The organism is Stenotrophomonas sp. YJH_SMC_33 (assembly GCF_059372295.1).
Window position 1 is genome coordinate 30,316 of record NZ_JCAFVJ010000005.1, and the last position, 18,899, is coordinate 49,214.

The 18,899-nt window shown below is 67.1% G+C and carries 14 protein-coding genes; 7 read left to right on the forward strand and 7 right to left on the reverse strand.

Going from position 1 to position 18,899, the window contains the following annotated elements; genetic code table 11:
- Positions 1–7: 7 nt before the first annotated feature.
- From AC5P9W_RS09940 to AC5P9W_RS09960, 5 genes are read right to left on the reverse strand one after another with little or no spacing between them, the layout of a single operon-like run.
- Entirely contained in the window at positions 8–991 is a 984-nt protein-coding gene (locus AC5P9W_RS09940) for an AAA family ATPase (protein WP_019661957.1), read from the reverse strand.
- Between the two features lie 16 nt (positions 992–1,007).
- A complete protein-coding gene (locus AC5P9W_RS09945; RefSeq protein WP_111098123.1) occupies positions 1,008–1,715 on the reverse strand; it encodes a DUF4159 domain-containing protein in 708 nt (235 codons plus the stop codon).
- Positions 1,715–3,049: a TldD/PmbA family protein gene (locus tag AC5P9W_RS09950; RefSeq protein ID WP_019661955.1), complete on the reverse strand. Its 1,335-nt coding sequence runs from the start codon at positions 3,047–3,049 to the stop codon at positions 1,715–1,717. The genes AC5P9W_RS09945 and AC5P9W_RS09950 overlap by 1 nt, the downstream gene beginning before the upstream one ends.
- A 21-nt stretch (positions 3,050–3,070) precedes the next feature.
- Positions 3,071–4,705 (reverse strand): TldD/PmbA family protein, encoded by a 1,635-nt coding sequence (locus AC5P9W_RS09955; RefSeq protein ID WP_134735930.1) that lies wholly within the window; start codon positions 4,703–4,705, stop codon positions 3,071–3,073.
- A gap of 30 nt (positions 4,706–4,735) precedes the next feature.
- Positions 4,736–6,367 carry a TldD/PmbA family protein gene (locus tag AC5P9W_RS09960; RefSeq protein WP_206621521.1) on the reverse strand — a complete coding sequence of 544 codons (1,632 nt, stop codon included), beginning with the start codon at positions 6,365–6,367 and terminating at the stop codon, positions 4,736–4,738.
- Between the two features lie 749 nt (positions 6,368–7,116).
- Between AC5P9W_RS09960 and AC5P9W_RS09965 the strand changes: the two genes are divergently transcribed.
- On the forward strand, positions 7,117–7,731 hold the full coding sequence (locus tag AC5P9W_RS09965) for a DUF938 domain-containing protein (protein ID WP_180832937.1): 615 nt from the start codon (positions 7,117–7,119) through the stop codon (positions 7,729–7,731).
- Positions 7,732–7,816: 85 nt separating this feature from the next.
- Here AC5P9W_RS09965 and AC5P9W_RS09970 read toward each other — a convergent pair whose 3' ends face one another.
- A complete protein-coding gene (locus AC5P9W_RS09970; protein ID WP_111099342.1) occupies positions 7,817–11,503 on the reverse strand; it encodes an indolepyruvate ferredoxin oxidoreductase family protein in 3,687 nt (1,228 codons plus the stop codon).
- A 169-nt stretch (positions 11,504–11,672) separates the two neighbouring features.
- Here AC5P9W_RS09970 and AC5P9W_RS09975 point away from each other — a divergent pair, with 169 nt between their 5' ends.
- Positions 11,673–12,308, forward strand: coding sequence for a tetratricopeptide repeat protein (locus tag AC5P9W_RS09975; RefSeq protein WP_019661950.1), 636 nt, complete (start codon positions 11,673–11,675; stop codon positions 12,306–12,308).
- 600 nt (positions 12,309–12,908) lie between these two features.
- Here AC5P9W_RS09975 and AC5P9W_RS09980 read toward each other — a convergent pair.
- On the reverse strand, positions 12,909–14,393 hold the full coding sequence (locus AC5P9W_RS09980; protein ID WP_206621522.1) for an AAA family ATPase: 1,485 nt from the start codon (positions 14,391–14,393) through the stop codon (positions 12,909–12,911).
- A 123-nt stretch (positions 14,394–14,516) separates the two neighbouring features.
- Here AC5P9W_RS09980 and AC5P9W_RS09985 point away from each other — a divergent pair, with 123 nt between their 5' ends.
- From AC5P9W_RS09985 to AC5P9W_RS10005, 5 genes are read left to right on the forward strand one after another with little or no spacing between them, the layout of a single operon-like run.
- Positions 14,517–15,146, forward strand: coding sequence for a nucleotide-binding protein (locus AC5P9W_RS09985; protein ID WP_010487235.1), 630 nt, complete (start codon positions 14,517–14,519; stop codon positions 15,144–15,146).
- A gap of 49 nt (positions 15,147–15,195) precedes the next feature.
- A complete protein-coding gene (locus AC5P9W_RS09990; protein ID WP_019661948.1) occupies positions 15,196–15,672 on the forward strand; it encodes a SixA phosphatase family protein in 477 nt (158 codons plus the stop codon).
- Positions 15,673–15,676: 4 nt separating this feature from the next.
- Entirely contained in the window at positions 15,677–16,303 is a 627-nt protein-coding gene (locus tag AC5P9W_RS09995) for a YceI family protein (RefSeq protein WP_019661947.1), read from the forward strand.
- Entirely contained in the window at positions 16,300–18,351 is a 2,052-nt protein-coding gene (locus AC5P9W_RS10000) for a phospholipase D family protein (protein ID WP_495219148.1), read from the forward strand. Before AC5P9W_RS09995 ends, AC5P9W_RS10000 begins: the two co-directional genes overlap by 4 nt.
- A 10-nt stretch (positions 18,352–18,361) precedes the next feature.
- On the forward strand, positions 18,362–18,796 hold the full coding sequence (locus tag AC5P9W_RS10005; protein ID WP_021204081.1) for a hotdog fold thioesterase: 435 nt from the start codon (positions 18,362–18,364) through the stop codon (positions 18,794–18,796).
- The last annotated feature ends 103 nt before the right edge of the window (positions 18,797–18,899 follow it).

The following is an 18,899-nucleotide window of genomic DNA, read 5'->3' on the forward strand; positions in this document are numbered from 1 at the left end:
GCGTGGCTCAACCCGGGAACGGCACGGCCTGCAGCAGGGCGGCGACCACGTCGTCGGCACGCTTCTGCTCGGCTTCGGCGGCGAACGACAGCAGCAGGCGATGGCGCATCACCGGTGCGGCCAGTACCTGCACATCCTCGCGGGTGGCGGCGAAGCGGCCCTGCAGCAGTGCGCGCGCTTTTGCCGCGAGCACCAGCGACTGGCCGGCGCGCGGACCGGCGCCCCACTTCACCCACTGGTTGATCGCTGCCGGTGCGCCTTCGCCCGGCCGGCTGGCACGCACCAGGCGGGTGATCCAGGCCAGCACATCGGGGCTGACATGCACCTGGCGCACGGCCGCCTGCAGTGCGGTCACCGCTTCGGCATCCATCACCTTCGGCACCGCGTCGGTGGTACCGCCGGTGGTCTGTTCCAGGATCTGCCGCTCCTCGTCTTCGCTGGGGTAATCCACCAGCACGTGCAGCAGGAAGCGGTCCAGCTGTGCCTCCGGCAGCGGGTAGGTGCCGGCCTGCTCGATCGGGTTCTGCGTGGCCAGCACGAAGAACGGCGCGGGCAGCGCGTAGGTGGTGCCGGCGTAGCTGACCGTGCGCTCCTGCATCGCTTCCAGCAGTGCGGCCTGGGTCTTGGGCGGGGTACGGTTGAGTTCGTCGGCCAGCAGCAGGTGGGTGAAGATCGGGCCCTGCTGGAAGCGGAAATGGCGATGGCCGGTGCCGTGGTCTTCTTCCAGCAGCTCGGTGCCGAGGATGTCGCTGGGCATCAGGTCGGGGGTGAACTGCACGCGCCGGAACTGCAGCTCCAGCGCCTGCCCGAGCGAGCGCACCAGCAGGGTCTTGCCGAGCCCGGGCGCGCCTTCCAGCAGGCAGTGGCCGCCGGCCAGCAGGCCGATCAGCAGCTGCTCGACCACGGTGTTCTGGCCCACCACTGCGCGTGCAAGCGCGGCGCGCAGCGCATCCAGGCGCGGCAGCAGGGAATCGAGGTCGGGGGAGGTCATGGGCGTGCAGGTCCTATCAGTTGTTCAACGCGTACATCACGATGTTGACGCCGAAGCGGGTGTTGTCTTCGGCCAGGAAACGCTTGTTGCGCCAGTCGTAGTCCCACTCGCAGCCGTAGTCCTTGTTGCTGTAGAGCAGCCCCAGGCGGCCATCGACCTCGATGCCCTTCAGGTAGTCGTGCACCAGGTCGTCGCCCCAGCCGTTGAGTTCGAAACTGGTGGCGGGCGGGCCGTCGGGGAAGCGGAAGAAGCTGCGGTACAGCGGGTGGCTGTTGGGCAGCTTCTGCAGTGCCTTCGGGCCGAACAGGCGACCCATCTGCGCCTCGAACGAGGTGGCGAACAGGCCATCGATGTCGTGGTTGCAGTCGTCCACGAAGACGAAGCCGCCATTGCGCACATAGCGCACGAAGTTCTGCCGCTCGGCGCCATTGAACTCCACCAGCGTGTGGCCGGCCAGGTAGCAGAACGGCGCTTCCAGCATGCGCGGGTCGGCCAGTGCCACCACGTGCTCCTGCGGGTCCACGCGCAGCGAGGTGTAGTCGATCAGCGAGGTGATCAGGTTGGACGGCATGCGCGCGTCCACGTCCCAATCACCGGAGTCGTACTGCAGGCGGGTGAACCAGAAGTCGTAGCGCGAACTGCGCGGGCCTGCCTGTGCCCAGGCCGGCAGCGCCGCCGCCGAAGCGGCAGCAGCCAACCAGCGCAGGCAGGCCCGGCGATCCATCAGACCGCGTCGGACAGCGAGGTGAAGGTGAAATCGCGCAGCTTCATCGGCGGGATCATCATCACGAAGCTGGACTCATCACCGGCCACGCGCACCGGCCTGCCCAGCTCTTCGATGTTGTTGAGCATGATCACCGGCGACTCGTTGAAGCGGAAGTTCTTCACCGGGTGCTTGATCTGGCCGTTCTCGATGTAGAAGGTGCCGTCGCGGGTCAGGCCGGTCAGCAGCACGGTCTGCGGGTCGACCATGCGGATGTACCAGGTACGCGTGACCAGGATGCCCTTCTGGGTGCCGCGTACCAGCTCGGCGGTGCTCTTGTCGCCACCACTCATCAGCAGGTTGCCCGGCGAGGCCTTGGCGGTCTTGCCCTGCTTCTGCGCCCAGAAACGCGAGTAGTCCAGGTTGGCGATCCTGCCGTTCTCGATGATCGCCATGCGTTCGCGCGGCAGGCCTTCGTTGTCCCACGGCAGCACCGGCGCCTCCGGATGCCACGGGTCGGCGATCATGGTCACGCGCGGGTCGTAGACCTGCTCGCCCAGCTTGTTGCCGCCACCCTTTTTTGACAGGAAGCTGCGGCCTTCATCGGCCGAGCGTGCGCTGAAGAAGTTCATCATGAAGCTGATCAGGCCTGCCGCTGCGGCCGGCTCCAGGATCACCGTGTACTTGCCCGGTTCCAGCGCCTTGGCTTCGGCCGATTCGGTGGCCTTGCGCATGGCGATGCGGATGTCCTGGTCGGCCTTGAAGTCGGCGGCATCCTTCAAGTTGCGGCCGACCCAACCCGAACCGCGGCCATCTTCGGTACGCACGGTGCAGGTGTAATCGAAGTTGGTGGTGCGCTGGTAGGCGAAGTTGCCGTTGCTGTTGGCGGTCGCCTGGAAGCCCTGGCCGTCCTCGAGGAAGCCGGCGGCAATGAGCCCGTTGCCACGGCACGGGGCGATCGAATCGGCGGCGACCTTCGCGCGGAAGGCCGGATCGATCGCGGCGGTGGATTCGCTGAAGGTCGGGCTGGGACGGTAGCTCTGCTTGCCGATGGCCGGCATGAACTCCGGGTTCTCCGGGGCCAGGCGCGCCAGGTCTTCAGCACGGCGCACCACGCGTTCCAGCGCGGCATCGTCGAACTCGTTGATCGAGGCGGTGCCGACGCGCTTGCCGAAGGCGACGGTGACCGCCAGCTCGGTGTTGTCGACGATGCCGCTGGTGGAGACATTGTTCAGCGCGAAACGGATGTTGCCGCTGATCGCGCCGGACAGCACGGCGGTGCACTCGTCGGCCTTGGACAGGGCGATGACCTTGTCGAGGATGGCCTTGGCCTGGGCTTCGGTGAAGATACTCATGGTGTAAGGGCTCCTGACCGATCAGCCGAGGCTGCGTGCGGTGTTGATGACGTTGATGCCGTTGAAGCGCGCGGTGGACGAACCGTGCGAGACCGCCGAGACCTGGCCCGGCTGGCCCTTGCCGTCGAAGAACGAACCGCCCAGGCGGTAGTCGCGCTCGTCGGCCACGGCGGTGCAGGCATTCCAGAACTCCGGCGTGCGGATCTGGTAGGCCACGTCTTCCAGCATGCGGGTGATCTGGCCGTTCTTGATCTCGTAGAACAGCTGGCCGCCGAACTGCGCGTTGTAGCGCTGCTGGTCGATCGAGAACGAACCGTCACCGATGATGTAGATGCCGTTCTCCACGTCCTTGATCAGGTCGGGCACGCTCAGCGGCTTCTTGCCCGGTGCCATCGACACGTTGGCCATGCGCTGGAACTGCACGCTGGACCACGAGTCGGCATAGCAGCAGCCGTCGGACTCGCTCTTGCCGAGGATGTGGGCCTGGTCGCGGATGGTCTGGTAATCCACCAGCTTGCCGTTGCTGATCAGGTCCCAGCGCTTGCACTTCACGCCTTCATCGTCGTACGCCACCGCGCCCAGACTGCCCGGCTGGGTCTTGTCGGCGAAGATGTTGACCAGCTCGCTGCCGTACTGGAACTGCTGTTCGCGCTTGTCCAGGGTGGCGAAGCTGGTGCCGGCGTAGTTGGCTTCGTAGCCGAGCACACGGTCCAGCTCCAGCGGGTGGCCGATCGACTCGTGGATGGTCAGCCAGGTGTGTGACGGGTCGAGCACCAGATCGTACTTGCCCGGCTTCACCGACGGTGCCTTCAGCTTCTCCTGCGCCTGCTTGGCGGCGGCGATGGCGTCTTCCTTCATGTTGTAGGAAGAACTGTAGTTCACCACGCCATTCGGGCTGACCACCTTGCCGGCAGCCGCACCGTCCAGGTACTCGTAGCCCAGCCCCATCGGCGAGGACAGGCCTTCGCGGGTACGGAACTTGCCGCTGGACTTGTCGATGGCGGTGATCGTCATCGGTGCCCAGATGCGGTGCACATCCTGGTCGATGTAGGAACCATCAGTGGAGGCGAAGTACTTCTGCTCGTTCACCAGGAACAGCATCGAGTTGACGAAGCTGGCACCGGCGCCCATCGCCGCAGCGTTGACGTCCAGCAGCAGCCCGACCTTGTCCTTGATCGGCACCTCCATCGCATTCTTGCGGATCGGCGTGCGCCAGCTCACTTCACCCACGCCCGGCGCCTTGGCCAGCTGCACCGGCGCGGTCTGCACGCCAGCATTGGCCTTGGCGATCGCCGCGGCCTGCTGCGCCGCCCTGGCCACATCGGCGGTACCCAGCGCATTGGTGGCGGCAAAGCCCCAGGCGCCGTTGACGATCACGCGTATGCCCACCCCGGTGGACTCGGTGTTCACCACGTTCTGCACCTTGTCCTCGCGGGTGATCACGAACTGCCGCAGGTAGCGGCCGATGCGCACGTCGCAGTAGGTGGCGCCGGCGCTGCGTGCGGCCTGCAACGCAGCGTCGGCCAGGCGCTTCTTCAGCGCCGGGTCCAGGCTGGACTGCAGCTGCTCGGCGGCGATCACCTTGCCGAAGAAGGAGGGCACGATCAGCCCGCCCGCGGTAAGCCCGGTCAGGGCCAGGAAGTCACGTCTTTGCAAGGCTGCTCTCCATGTCGAAGGATGGGTGGCTCAAGCGCCGAGACTGCGCGCGGTGTTGATGATGTTGATGCCGTTGAAGCGGGTGGTGGACGAACCGTGCGAGACCGCCGAGACCTGGCCGGGCTGGCCCTTGCCGTCGAAGAACGAACCGCCCAGGCGGAAGTCGCGTTCATCGCAGATGGCGGTGCAGGCATTCCAGAATTCCGGCGTGCGGATCTGGTAGGCCGCATCCTCAACCATTCCGGCAATCTTCCCGTCCTTGATCTGGTAGTACAGCTGGCCGCCGAACTGCGCGTTGTAGCGCTGCTGGTCGATCGAATACGAACCGCGGCCGTGGATCCAGATGCCGTTTTCCACGTCCTTGATCATGTCCTCGACACTGAGCCGCAGCTTGCCCGGTGCCAGAGAGACATTGGCCATGCGCTGGAACTGCACGCTGGACCAGGAATCGGCGTAGCTGCAGCCGTGCGATGCATCGCGGCCGAGGATATGGGCCTCGTCGCGGGTGGCCTGGTAGTCAACCAGGATACCGTCGCGTACGAGGTCCCAGCGCTGCGTCTTCACCCCTTCATCGTCGTAGCCGACGGCGCCGAGGCTGCCCGGCTGGGTCTTGTCGGCGAAGAAAGTGACGATGTCGCTGCCCCAGCGGAAGCCGGCATAGCGCTTGTCCAGCGTGGCGAAGCTGGTACCGGCGTAGTTGGCTTCGTAGCCGAGCACGCGGTCCAGCTCCAACGGGTGGCCGACGTTCTCGTGGATGGTCAGGAACAGGTTGGACGGGTCCAGCACCAGGTCGTACTTGCCCGGCTTCACCGACGGCGCCTTCAGTTTCTCGCGCGCGTGGCGGGCGGCGGCGATGGCGTCTTCGACCGGGTCGTAGGAATCGCGGTAGGCGGTGATGCCGCCGGGCAGCTGGACCTTTCCACGCGCATCGCCATCGAGGAACTCGTAGCCCATGCCCATCGGCGAGGAGAGGCCGGCGCGGGTACGGAACCTGCCGCTGGCCTTGTCGATGGCGGTGGCGGTAAACGGCAGCCAGATGCGGTGAATGTCCTGGTCGATGAACGAGCCGTCGCTGGAGGCGAAGTACTTCTGTTCGTTGACCAGGAACAACGTGGAATTGATGTAGTCGGCGCCCGCATCCAGCGCGGCGGCGTTGAGCGCCAGCAGCAGTTCGACCTTGTCCTGGATCGGCACCGCCATGGCGTTCTTCCGCACTGGCGTCTGCCAGCGCACTTCGCCGACCGACGGCGTCGGCGCCAGCTGTACCGGCCGGGTCTGGATGCCGGCATTGGCGCGGGCGATTGCCGCTGCCTGCTCGACCGCGGCGCGCACGGCGGCCTCGGTCTGCTGATGGGTTGCAGCGAAGCCCCACGCGCCATTGACGATCACCCGCACGCCCACACCGGATGATTCGCGGTTGGTCACATTGCCGACCTGGTGTTCGCGGGTGATGACCGACTGGTTGAGATAGCGGCCGATGCGGACATCGCAGTAGCTGGCCTTGGCGGTGCGTGCGGCGGCCAGCGCGACCTCGGCCAGGCGCCTGCGCTGGGCGGTGTCGACCGGGGCCAGCAACTGCTCGGCGGCGATGGCACGGGAATGCGGCAGCAGCAGGCCCGCCAGGCCCAGACCGGAAAAAGCCAGGAACTCACGTCGTTGCACAGCGTTTCTCTCTCTCTCGCTTGCGTGCGGCCGACAATGGGTCGAGCCGATCACGTCAACTTCTCGACTTTCGCCAGCGCGGCGCGTGCGGGCAAGTGACTGCAGTCATGGTTGGTGGGGGTTTCGGTAGGGCTTGCAGCCCTGCACCTGCTTCAAGCCAGGGCAACGTCAACGTCAAAAGCGGGCATTCCGTGGGTGGGTGGGGCGGTGTCGGATTGCGGGGACGCCGTGAATCCGTCCATGGAGGCTTGGCAGCCGCTTGCTCGTGTGCGCTTTCCTGCGCACACGGCAAGACCGGAATTGGGCGTCCTGCCCAACCCGCTCGAGGCATGCCTCGGGCCCATGCGGCTGACACCCCGCACTCCGACACCGCCCCACCTTCGACAGATTTCGTGTGCTGTTGGTGGGTGTCGACCTTGGTCGACACAATCTGTCAGATATCGAAATGTATCCGGGGTCAGATCCGTTTTCCTGTGGAAAACGGATCTGACCCCAAGAGCCGTTCCAACAGACCGCAGGAAACCGTCGAAGGCGGGGTGGGTCCGGTTGCGGGGGCGTGAGCCGCATGGATGCGGCGACCGAGCCTCCATGGACGGATTTACGGCGTCCCCCGCAACCCGACCCACCCCGCAATCCCACAGGAAGCCCCCTGTTGCTGTTGCCGTTGCTTCGGCGGGTGCAGGGCGCCGCCCTGCCGAGCAACACCCCCTCGTGCACAATGGGGCCGACCCCGCCTGGACCCCGTCCTGATGTCGAGCAAGCCGTATTCAGAAGCCTGCGAACGCAACCGCGAACCCATCGCCGCCGCGCTCGACCCGTGGATGGGCGACCGCCACCGGGTGCTGGAGATCGGCAGCGGCACCGGCCAGCATGCTGCCTTCTTTGCCGAGCGCTGGCCCTGGCTGCGCTGGCAGCCCAGTGATCATCCGGACCACCTGCCAGGCATCGAGGCATGGCGTGCCGAAACGGCGTTGCTGAATCTGCTGCCGCCGGTAGCGCTGCAGGTGGAACTGCCGCCAGCGCCCGGCCTGAACCTGGCACCGGGCAGTACGTTCGATGCCGCATTCAGCGCCAACACCCTGCACATCATGAGCTGGGCACACGTCCAGTCATTGTTCGCGGCGCTGCCGCCCCTGTTGCGCCACGGTGCGCTGCTGGCGGTGTATGGCCCGTTCAACTACGGCGGCCGCTACACCAGCGACAGCAATGCGCAGTTCGATGCCTGGCTGAAGGCACGTGATCCGCGCAGCGGCATCCGCGACAGCGAAGCGGTGCAGGCGCTGGCCGCCGACCACGGATTCACCCGACTGGGGGATGTGGCGATGCCGGCCAACAACCGCCTGCTGCTGTGGCGGCTGGGGTAATCCATCGGTAGTGCCGGCCGCTGGCCGGCAACCGATTGCCGGGATGAATGCCGGGATGAATGCCGGCCAGCGGCCGGCACTGCCATCAGGCCACCTGCACGATATGCAGCGCCTTCGGATTGCGCCACTGCGCCAGCAGGGCCGCTTCGCGCGCCTTGGCCTGCTCGAAATGCGCTTCCTTGACGTGGCCGAAGCCGCGGATGTGTTCGGGAATGCTGGCGATCTCCACCGCCAGCGCCAGGCGGTCGTCATCCAGGCCATCCAGCAGCACCTGCACAGTGGCCTCGTAATCACTGATCAGCTTGCGCTCCATGCGCCGCTCTTCGGTGCGGCCGAACACGTCGAAGCGGCCGCCACGCAGGAACTTCAGCTTCGCCAGCAAGCCAAACGCCTTGAACATCCACGGGCCGTATTCCTTCTTCAGCAACCGGCCCTGCTCGTCCTTCCTGGCGAACAGCGGCGGCGCCAGGTGGAAGCGCAGCTGATAGTCGCCCTCGAACTGCTGCTGCAGGCGTCGCTGGAAGTCGCCGCTGGTGTACAGGCGGGCCACTTCGTACTCGTCCTTGTAGGCCATCAGCTTGAACAGGTAGCGGGCAACCGTCTCGGTCAACGCGGTGGAGCCGCCGATACGCTCGGCTTCGGTAGCGCGCACGCGTGCCACCAGATCACGGTAACGCGTGGCGTAGGCAGCATCCTGGTACTCGACCAGGAAGGCGGCGCGGCGCTCGATCATTTCATCCAGCGAGCGCGACAGGCGCGCGTCGTCCAGCGGCAGGAATGCCACGTCGCCACCGTGCGAGGGCAGGCCGCGCAGCTCGCGTTCGTCGCCGGTGTTGCGCGGTGCAGCGGTGGCGCCCCATTCGTTGCCCTCCCATTCGCCCGGCGGCAGCGGATGCAGCGGGCCCGGGGTGGATTCGGTATCGGTGTGGCGGTTGCGCACCAAGCCGGCGGCCTGCTGCACGGCCTGCGGATCGACCGCGGCCAGGCGGCCCCAGGCGAAGGCCTGCTGGTTCATGGCCACCGCAGCGCCATTGAGCTCGATGGCGCGCATCAGCGACTCGAACGACAGCGGCACCAGGCCCTGCTGCCAGGCGTAGCCGAGGATGAACAGGTTGGCGGCGATGGCATCGCCCAGCAGCGCGGTGGCCAGCTGGGTGGCATCCAGCAGCAACGGCTCCTGGCCGCCCAGTGCCACGCGCACACCGGCGATGATGTCGGCGGCGGGGAACTGCATGTCCGGGCGGGTGGTGAAGGTACCCGGCATCGCTTCGTAGGTGTTCAGCACCACCTGCGAACGGCCGGCACGCACCTTCGACAGCGCCCAGTAGTCGTTGACCACCACCATGTCGCAGCCCAGCACCAGGTCGGCTTCACCGGCGGCGATGCGCACGGCGTGGATGTCATCCGGGCGGCGTGCGATGCGGATGTGCGTGGTCACCGCGCCACCCTTCTGCGCCAGGCCGGTCTGGTCGAGCACGGTCGCGCCCTTGCCCTCCAGGTGGCCGGCCATGCCCAGCAGCGCGCCAATGGTCACCACGCCGGTACCGCCGACGCCGGTGATCAGGATGTTCCAGGGCTGCTCAAGCGTGCCGCGGATCGTCGGCGCCGGCAGGTTGTCCAGCAGCGTGGAGGCATCGCGCTTGCTGCCCTTGCGCGGCTGGCCACCGTGCACGGTGACGAAGCTCGGGCAGAAGCCGTTCACGCAGGAATAGTCCTTGTTGCAGTTGGACTGGTCGATCTCGCGCTTGCGCCCGAACTCGGTTTCCTTCGGCAGCACCGACACGCAGAAGCTCTTCTTGCCGCAGTCGCCGCAGCCTTCGCAGACCAGCGAATTGATCAGCACCCGCTTCTGCGGATCTTCCAGCTTGCCGCGCTTGCGGCGGCGACGCTTCTCGGTGGCGCAGGTCTGTTCGTAGATCAGGATCGAAACACCCTTCACTTCGCGCAGGCGCTTCTGCACCTCCTCCAGTTCGCTGCGGTCGTGGAACTCCACGTCGCTGGGGAAGTGTTCGCGCTGGCCGGTCCACTTGCCGATGTTGTCCGACAGCACCATGATGGTGTGGATGCCTTCGGCGCGCATCTGCTTTGCGATATCCGGCACGCTCAGCGGGCCGTCCACCGGCTGGCCGCCGGTCATCGCCACCGCATCGTTGTAGAGGATCTTGTAGGTGATGTTGACGCCGGCGGCGACCGCCTGGCGGATCGCCAGCGAGCCGCTGTGGAAATAGGTGCCGTCGCCCAGGTTCTGGAACACGTGCGGGGTGTCGGTGAACGGCGCCTGCCCGGCCCAGGTCACGCCTTCGCCGCCCATGTGGGTGAAGGTGTCGGTGCTGCGGTCCATCCAGGTCACCATGTAATGGCAACCGATGCCGGCCAGCGCACGTGAACCTTCCGGCACCTGGGTGGAGGTGTTGTGCGGGCAGCCTGAGCAGTAGTGCGGCACGCGCGGGAAGCTGGCGCGCGGCAACGCAAGCTCGGCTTCCTTTTCCTGCATCCACTGCAGGCGCTGCTCAATCGACTCGTTGTTGAAGAACCTCTGGATGCGGCGACCGATCACGCCGGCGATGGTGGCCGGGGTCAGTTCACCGGTGGACGGCAGGATCCATTCGCCGCTTTCGTCGTACTTGCCGACGATGGACGGGCGTTGGCCCCAGCTGGCCGGCCAGTTGAAGAACTGTTCCTTCATCTGGCGCTCGATGAAGGCGCGCTTCTCCTCCACCACGATGATGTCTTCCAGGCCCTGCGCGAAGCGCGCGATGCCCTGCGGTTCCAGCGGCCAGGTCATGCCGACCTTGTACACGCGGATGCCGATGTCGGCGCACGCGGCTTCATCCAGGCCAAGGTATTCCAGCGCCTGCAGCACGTCCAGGTAGCTCTTGCCGGTGGTGACGATGCCCAGCCGCGCGCGCGGCGCGTCCATCACCACCTTGTCGATGCCGTTGGCGCGGGCGAATGCCTGTGCGGCCTTCACCGCATAGCGGTGCAGGCGCATCTCCTGGTCCAGCGGCGGGTCCGGCCAGCGGATGTTGAGGCCACCCGGGGGCATTTCGAAGTCTTCCGGCAGCACGATGCGGCGCGCCATCGGATCGACCTGCACCGAGGCCGACGATTCCACCGTCTCGGCAATGGTCTTGAAGCCGACCCAGCGGCCGGTGTAACGGCTCATCGCCCAGCCCAGCAGGCCCATGTCGAGGATGTCCTGCACGCCGGCGGGGTTGAGAACCGGCATCATCGCGCTGACGAATTCGTCTTCGCTGCCGTGCGGCAGGGTCGAACTGCGGCAGGCATGGTCATCGGCGGCCAGCGCCAGCACGCCGCCGTAGCGCGAGGTGCCGGCGGCATTGGCATGCTTGAACACGTCGCCGCAGCGGTCCACGCCAGGGCCCTTGCCGTACCACATGCCGAACACGCCCTGCACGTTGGCGCCGGGGAACAGGTTGGTCTGCTGCGTGCCCCACACCATGGTGGCGCCCAGGTCCTCGTTCAGGCCCGGGGTGAACTTCACCTTCGCCGCTTCAAGATGCTTGCGCGCGCGCCACAGTTCCAGGTCGAAGCCACCCAGCGGGCTGCCACGATAGCCGCTGACGAAGCCGGCGCTGTCGATGCCTTCGGCGGCATCGCGCAGGCGCTGCATCAGCGGCAGCCGCACCAGCGCCTGCACGCCACTCAGGTAGATCCGCCCCTCGTTGCGGGTGTACTTGTGGTCGAGCGTGTAGTCACGGTCGAGCAGGTCGGCGGAAGAGGGCGAAGTGAGTTGCGCGGTACTGGTCATGGCTGGCCCGGTAGGATCGGCTGGCACCGGCCGCGTGCACGCACGCAGCGGGAAAGGCGCGAATTGTAGCAGCGGGGCCGCGCAGGCCCCGGCACTCGCGCCCGTGGCGGTGCTGGGGTTAGGATCGGGGAGAGAGAGGGAGGCTGCAGTCGCGGCCTGGGGAGAAGGGATGTCAGTTCCAGGAAAGATCCTGGCCAGCGTGCTGCTGGCCTCGGGAGCGGCCACGGCGTGGGCCGCGCCGGCCATGCCGGCACCACAGGAGTTCTACTTCGACAATGACCCGGCGGCCACGCCGATGGTGGCGGTGCAGGGCGGGGGCGATGATCTGGTCGCCCAGCTGGTCAAGCTGCGTGAACGCGGCCGCCGTGCGGTCGAGGCCACGGTACAACTGGCCTCGGTGGCCGGTGCGCAGGGCCGTGGCGAGCTGGCCGAGCAGTTGTATGCCGAGGCGATGAAAGAGGCCCCGGCACAGAGCAGCAGTGGCCGCAGCGTGCGCTGGAACTACGGCTGGGACCTGCTGCGCCAGGGCAAGCCAGAGGCGGCGCTGGAACAGTGGCTGGCCTCGGCCGCCAATGCGCGTACCAAGCCGAGCTGGGTGCCGCCGACCTATGCGCTGGCATTGTGGCGGATGGGGCAGAAGCAGGAGGCGGTGCAGTGGTATGCGGCTGCGGTACGCACCGAGCCGACGCAGTGGAATACCACGGCCAACTATGCGCAGCTGCTGCCGCAGTGGCGCGAGGATGAGCGTGCGTCGCTGGCCGAAGTGCAGCAGGCCTGGGCGGCCGCACCGCCTGCCTGGCCCTGAGGGAGGGGTTCGGCCGGGTTGCACCCGGCACCCGCAGAGGCAACAGCCAAAGCCAAAGCCAAAGCAACAGCAACAGCGGTCTTCCGGTGGGATGGCGGGGCACTGTGGGTTTGCGGGGACGCCGTAAACCCATCCATGAAGTGACCCCCGGGGCTTGGTCGCCGCATCCATGCGGCTCACACCCCGCAAACCCACAGTGCCCCGCCTTCGACAGATTTTCGCAGCTGTGGGTAGGTGTCGACCTTGGTCGACACGGTGGATCCACGCCATGCGTGGATGAATCTGTATCGGAATCGACTATTCGATATCTGATCGAAGAGCAGCCGAGCGTGGGCTCGGCTCTACAGAAGGCGGCCAACCAACCGGCTTTTGCTTTTGCTTCTGCTTTTCTTTTTTCTTTTCCGTGGCGGACGCACTCGGAAATTGTCAGAGGCCGGGCGGGGTGGGTTCGCGGGGGTGTCCGCGGCATGGATGCCGCGGCCAAGCCCCCATGGACGGGTTGACGGCGTCCCCCGCGAATCCATCCCGCCCGGCCAAGCGCGGCTTTTGACGTTCACGGTCAACCAGCCGCCACGAGGGGCTGCGCCGTTCGCGGGAACCTCAATCGTCCGCGGAAACCGTCCGTCCCGACGCCCACGCCCGCAATGCCTCCACCTGCTCGGCCATCAGCACCGACAGCGGCCGCGTGGCGCGGATCTCGTTCATCAGCAGCTCGGTGTCCAGCGGCCGGCCTTCGGCGTGCGCTGCATACAGCCCGGCCACGATCGCCTGCTCGATCTCCGCGCCGGAGAAACCATTGGCCGCGGCCGCCAGCGCCGGCAGCGCGAAGTCGTCGCCATTGAGCTGGCGCCGGCCCAAGTGCAGCCGCAGCAGTTCCACGCGCATGTCAGGCGAAGGCAGGTCAACGAAGAAGATCTCGTCGAAGCGGCCCTTGCGCAGCAGCTCGGCCGGCAACTCGTGCACCTGGTTGGCGGTGGCGACGATGAACACCGGCGCCTTGCGCTCGGCCATCCAGGTCAGCAGGTAGCCGAGTACACGGCGTGATACGCCACCGTCCTCGCCACCACTGGCCAGGCCTTTCTCGATCTCGTCCATCCACAGCACGCAGGGTGCCAGCTGCTCGGCCGAGGCCAGTGCCTGGCGCAGGTTGGCCTCGGTCTCGCCGTGGTACTTGTTGTACAGCGCGCCCACGTCCAGGCGCAGCAGCGGTACACCGAAGCCGGCGGCGGTGGCCTTGGCCAGCATCGACTTGCCGCAGCCCTGCACGCCCAGCAGCAACATGCCGCGCGGCGGGTCCAGCCCGGCCGGCGCCGAGCCGGCGATGAAGGCCACGCGCCGCTGGCTGATCCAGCGCTTGAGCCGGTTGGCGCCGGCCACATCGCCGAAGCGCGCGCTGTCATGCTCGAAGAACAGGTGGCCGCTGCGGTTGAGCAGCTCGAACTTCAGCCGTGCCAGCTGCGGCAGGTCGTCGTCGCGCAGCGCGCCATCGGCGTAGATCAGCTGGCGCGCGATGCGCCGGGCATCGACCAGGCTCAGGCCCTGCAGGTTCTTCAGGATCTTCTTCACCGCCTCGCTGTCGACTTCGACCCGGCGGCCGCCGTGCTCGCGCGCATAGGCGTCGGCCTCTTCGCGCAGCATCTTCAACAGGGCGTTGGCATCAGGCAGGCGCGGGTTGAAGCGCACCGCCAACGCTTCCAGCTCGGCCGGCAGCTCCACCTTGGCACCGATCAACACCAGCACATGCGGCTCGCTGTGGCGGCGCTGGATCAGGTCGCGCAGGGCGCGCTGATGGCTGGCATAGCCCAGGTACGGGTGGAAATCGAGCAGCAGGTAGACCCCGCGCTGGTCGGCCTGGCGGATCATCTGCAGGGCCGCGCTGGCATCGGGTGGCCCGACCGGCGGGTCTTCACTGTCCAGGTCGATGCGGCGCAGGCCCTCGGTGATCGACCAGCGGTGCAGCGCCCGCCATACGTGCATCAGCGTCTGCCGGAACAGCTCGACGATGCGACCCTCGTCCTGGGTCTCGATCACGATCAGTGGGGTATTGGCGCGGATCAACGCGCTCAGGTCCTGCAGTTCGCTCATGCCGGTTCGATCCTTCGGGAGCGCCACGATAGCAAAGGCGATGGCCGCTGGTTCAGCACGACGCTACCTCCCGTCACCATCGCCGGTGTACGCTCGGGGAACGTACCCGGAAGCGAGGCTGGCATGAAGACGATCCTGGTGGCCGGTTCCAAGGGCGGGGTGGGCAAGACCACCGTCGCCACCCACCTGGCCGCGTACGCGGCATTGCAGGGCAAGGCCACGGTGATTGCCGATGCCGACCCGCAGGGCTCCAGCACCCGCTGGGCACAACGCCGTGCCGGGCTGGAAAGTGCGGTGCTGCCGATCGACGTATATCGGAAGAAGCAGTGGGCGCAGAAGCTGCCCGACGGTACCGACACCGTCATCATCGATGCGCCGGCCGGCGCCCTGGCCGACGATATTCCCCATTTCCTCGACGCTGCCGACGCGGTGGTGGTGCCGGTGCTGCCCTCGGCGCTGGATATCGAAGCCATCGTCGGTTTCCTCAACAGCCTGGCCCAGAACCCGCGCGTGCACAGCCGCAAGCTGCCAGTGGGTCTGGTGCTCAACCGTACCAAGCCCTGGACCCAGACCTCGCAGCAGGCGCTGCAGATGCTGGGTGAATGGCCGTACCCGGTGGTCGCGCAGCTGCGCGACAGCCAGAGCTATGTGGTCATGACCGGCCTTGGCCGCAGCCTGTTCGACTACCGCTCGGCCCAGGTGCGCGAGCACCAGGCCGATTGGGAGCCGCTGCTGTCCTGGCTGAAGCTTTGATGCCTGCATCACCCTTCCTGCTGCATCCTCTTCTTCATGGAAACCCGCGATGCGTGAATTGATCCTGCTGCGCCATGCCCATGCCGAGCCGGCGACCCCCGGCCAGGCCGACCTCGACCGGCCGTTGTCGCCGGTGGGGCTGGCCGAAGCCGAAGCCGCCGGCAAGTGGCTGAAGGAGAACAACCTGCTGCCGGACTGCGTGCTGTGCTCGCCGGCGCGACGTACCCGTGAGACCCTGGAAGCGGTGATGACGGCCATCGGCTATGTAGAGAAGCGCCTGGAAGACCGGATCTACGAAGCCACCCCGGGCACCCTGGCGGCGCTGGTGGACGAGCGTCGCGACCTGGACCGGGTGCTGATCGTGGGCCACAACCCGGGCCTGGAGCAGCTGGTGGCCCTGATGACCGACGGCACCAGCAGCGACTACCGCGGCATGCCGCCGGCCGGCATTGCCGTGCTCGGCTTCCCGCGCGAGGCTTCGATCGAGCCGGGCGTGGCCAGCCTGAACGCGTTCTGGTGGCCGTGATCCAATGAGCCTGGCGCGGCGCAGCCGCTTTCTGCTGCCCGTGCTGCTGGCTTCCGGCGCGGCCTGGCCTGCCGCGCCTCCTCCGCCAACGCCAACGCCCCTGCCGCCGGTGGTCGCCGAAGCGCATCGGGTCCTGCGCCTGGACACCCAACGCTCGCAGATCGGTTTCGAGGTGCGCACCCGCTTCGGCCAGCGCATCGAAGGTGTGTTCCCGCACTTCGAGGGCCGCATCGAGATCCTCTCCGATGGCCGCCACCAGGTGCACCTCAAGATGTTCACGCGCTCGGTCGAGATCCCCGGCAAGGCGCGCTATACCGGCTGGATGCGCGGCGAGGAATTCTTCGACGCGGGCCGCCACCCGGTGGTCGAGTTCGACTCGCTGCCGTACTGGCCGGAGACCGTGGAAGAGGGGGGTGACATCAACGGCCGGCTGACCCTGCGCGGGGTCAGCCATCCCGAGAAGCTGAGGGTGGAGAAGGCGGAGTGCGCCCGACCCGGCTATGATTGCGACGTCGTCAGCCGCGGTACCGTGCAGCGAGGCCGGTATGGAATGGACAGCTGGCAGCTTGCCTTGAGTGATCGTGTGACCTTCGTATTGCGAGCGCGCCTGAGCGAGGCGCCGAAACCGTGAACCTCCTGCTGCGTGTACTGGCGCTGGCAACCGTGTTGCTGGGCAGCGGTTGTGCATCGCTGTCCAATACCGAGCGCGACCGCGCCGAAGCGATCGCCGTGCAGGCGCGCTCGACCCAGGTCGACTGCCAGCGCGCCGACCGCTGCGCACAGGACTCGCCGCTGCGGGCGCTGGCCGGCCGGGCGTTCACCGAATCCACCCCGGAGCAGCCGCGCCACTACGCCACCCTGCTGGACGAGGGAGAAGGCGCCCTGGTGGCGCGGCTGAACCTGTTGCGCAGCGCCACCCGCAGCATCGACCTGCAGACCTACATCTTCGACAAGGACGACAGCGCCCGGCTGGTCATCGACGAACTGCTGGCTGCATCGCGGCGCGGGGTGAAGGTGCGGGTGCTGATCGACCAGCTCTCGGCGATCTCCGACCTGCAGATCCTCGGCGCGCTGTCCGGCGCCCACCAGAACTTCCAGCTGCGGGTCTACAACCCGACGTTCGGCAAGGCCCGGCTGAATTACTTCGACTATGCCGGCAGCGTGCTGTGCTGCTTCCGGCGCTTCAACCAGCGCATGCACAACAAGCTGCTGGTGATCGACGACGCAATCGGCGTGGTCGGAGGCCGCAACTACCAGGACGACTACTACGACTGGGACCGCGAGTACAACTTCCGCGACCGCGACGTGCTGATTGCCGGCCCCGAGGCGCGTGCGATGGCGGCCAACTTCGATGCCTTCTGGCGTGCCCAGCGCAGCGTGCCGGCCGAGCGCCTGAATGATGTCGGCCGCACCCTGCTGCGCGAGGGCGTGCCGGCGCTGCCCCCCGCCACGTTCCGCCGCCCGGAACGGGTGCAGCGGGTCAGTGCCGAAGCCAATGACATGGACTTCGTCACCCGTTCCTTCGTGGATACCGCGCTGCCGGTGGCCTCGGTGCGCTATGTCGCCGACCTGCCGCGCAAGCACCGGCGCGAGAAGGCCGATGCCCCGCTGGCCGGCCAGCACGTGACCGAGCCCCAGCTGGATGCGCTCATTGCCGGTGCGCAGAAGGAAGTGATCCTGCAGACGCCGTACCTCGTACTGTCCAAGCCGGCGCAGAAGCTGTTCCGCGAGCTGCGCAAGCGCCCGCAGCCACCGCGCGTGGTGGTGTCGAGCAACAGCCTGGCGGCCACCGACAATCCCATCGTGTATGCGCTGTCGTACAAGTACAAGCGGCGCAACATGCGCGAACTGGGCTTCAACATCTTCGAATACAAGCCGTTCCCGCTGGATGCGCCGGTTGATTACCGCAACCTGCTGCCCGACCCGATCGCCGCCCCCGGGGCAGACGACGACGGCGGCCGCAACCCGCTGATCGGCGGCAGCGCCGCCGGCAGCAATGCCGGGGGGGGCAGCGAGGGGAACCGGGCAACAACGCGCAGGCAGGCAGTGGTGAATCATCCGCGTACCGGCAGTGCCTACCAGAACGCGCACGAACGCCGCCGCGCGGCCGGCAGCGAGGTGGAAACGCGCCTGCTGCGCACCGAAACGCGGCCCTCGTTCCTGGGCAGCAAGGCGGTCAACAAGCCATTGCCGGTCACCCGCAAGGGCGCGCGCATGGGCCTGCACGCCAAGTCGCTGGTGGTCGACCGCCGCATCGGCGTGGTCGGCACCCACAACTTCGATCCGCGCAGCGAGAACTACAACACCGAAGGCGCGGTGATCATCGATGATCCGGTGTTTGCCGAGCAGCTGGCCGAGAGCATCCTGCGCGATACCCATCCGCAGAACTCCTGGACGGTGGCGCCGCGGGCCAAGCCGCCGGTGCTGTCGGGGCTGAACTACAGCGTCGGCAAAGCCTCCGAAGCGCTGCCGATCCTCGACTTCTGGCCATGGCGCTATGCCACCGACTACGAGTTCAAGCCCGGCCCGGACTGCCCGCAGCCGCTGCCACGGCAGGACCCGGAGTTCCATCGCTGCTACGTTGCCGTCGGCGACTTCCCCGAAGTCAACGTCGGCCCGAAGTGGCTGCTGGTGCGCATGCTGACCGCATTCGGTGCCGGCCTCGTTCCCATTCTCTGAAGGTGACCGCATGACCCAGGTGTTCCGCGAAGCCGTTTCCCTCGAGCAGCTCAATGCGCTCAGCCGCAACACGGCGATCGAATCCCTGGGCATCGTCTTCAGCGCAGCGGGCGAAGACTGGCTGCAGGCCACCATGCCGGTGGACCAGCGCACCCGCCAGCCCTACGGCATCCTGCACGGCGGGGCCTCGGTGGTGCTGGCCGAGACGCTGGGCAGCAGCGCCGGCAACCTGTGCGTGGATACCGCAAAGCAGGTCTGCGTGGGCCTGGAGATCAATGCCAACCACGTGCGGGCGGTGCGCTCGGGGATTGTCACCGGCACCGCCCGCGCACTGCATGTGGGCCGCAGCACCCAGCTGTGGGAGATCCGCATCGAGGACGAGCAGGGTCGCCTGGTATGCATTTCGCGGCTGACCCTGGCGGTGGTGGCGGCCGGCCACGGTTGAGCCCCCGGTCGGGCGTGTTGACGACGGCAGAACCCAGCGTTCCCCACCGATTGCCCCGGTCAATGGCGGTTATGGCCTAAATCGGCTGGCAGCTGCTGCGACG

Bases quoted from the DNA above. Each gene is read 5' to 3' on its own strand.
- AC5P9W_RS09940 (WP_019661957.1), bottom strand. From the start codon at position 991: ATGACCTCCCCCGACCTCGATTCCCTGCTGCCGCGCCTGGATGCGCTG.
- AC5P9W_RS09945 (WP_111098123.1), bottom strand. From the start codon at position 1,715: ATGGATCGCCGGGCCTGCCTGCGCTGGTTGGCTGCTGCCGCTTCGGCG.
- AC5P9W_RS09950 (WP_019661955.1), bottom strand. From the start codon at position 3,049: ATGAGTATCTTCACCGAAGCCCAGGCCAAGGCCATCCTCGACAAGGTC.
- AC5P9W_RS09965 (WP_180832937.1), top strand. From the start codon at position 7,117: ATGTCGAGCAAGCCGTATTCAGAAGCCTGCGAACGCAACCGCGAACCC.
- AC5P9W_RS09970 (WP_111099342.1), bottom strand. From the start codon at position 11,503: ATGACCAGTACCGCGCAACTCACTTCGCCCTCTTCCGCCGACCTGCTC.
- AC5P9W_RS09975 (WP_019661950.1), top strand. From the start codon at position 11,673: ATGTCAGTTCCAGGAAAGATCCTGGCCAGCGTGCTGCTGGCCTCGGGA.
- AC5P9W_RS09980 (WP_206621522.1), bottom strand. From the start codon at position 14,393: ATGAGCGAACTGCAGGACCTGAGCGCGTTGATCCGCGCCAATACCCCA.
- AC5P9W_RS09985 (WP_010487235.1), top strand. From the start codon at position 14,517: ATGAAGACGATCCTGGTGGCCGGTTCCAAGGGCGGGGTGGGCAAGACC.
- AC5P9W_RS09990 (WP_019661948.1), top strand. From the start codon at position 15,196: ATGCGTGAATTGATCCTGCTGCGCCATGCCCATGCCGAGCCGGCGACC.
- AC5P9W_RS09995 (WP_019661947.1), top strand. From the start codon at position 15,677: ATGAGCCTGGCGCGGCGCAGCCGCTTTCTGCTGCCCGTGCTGCTGGCT.
- AC5P9W_RS10005 (WP_021204081.1), top strand. From the start codon at position 18,362: ATGACCCAGGTGTTCCGCGAAGCCGTTTCCCTCGAGCAGCTCAATGCG.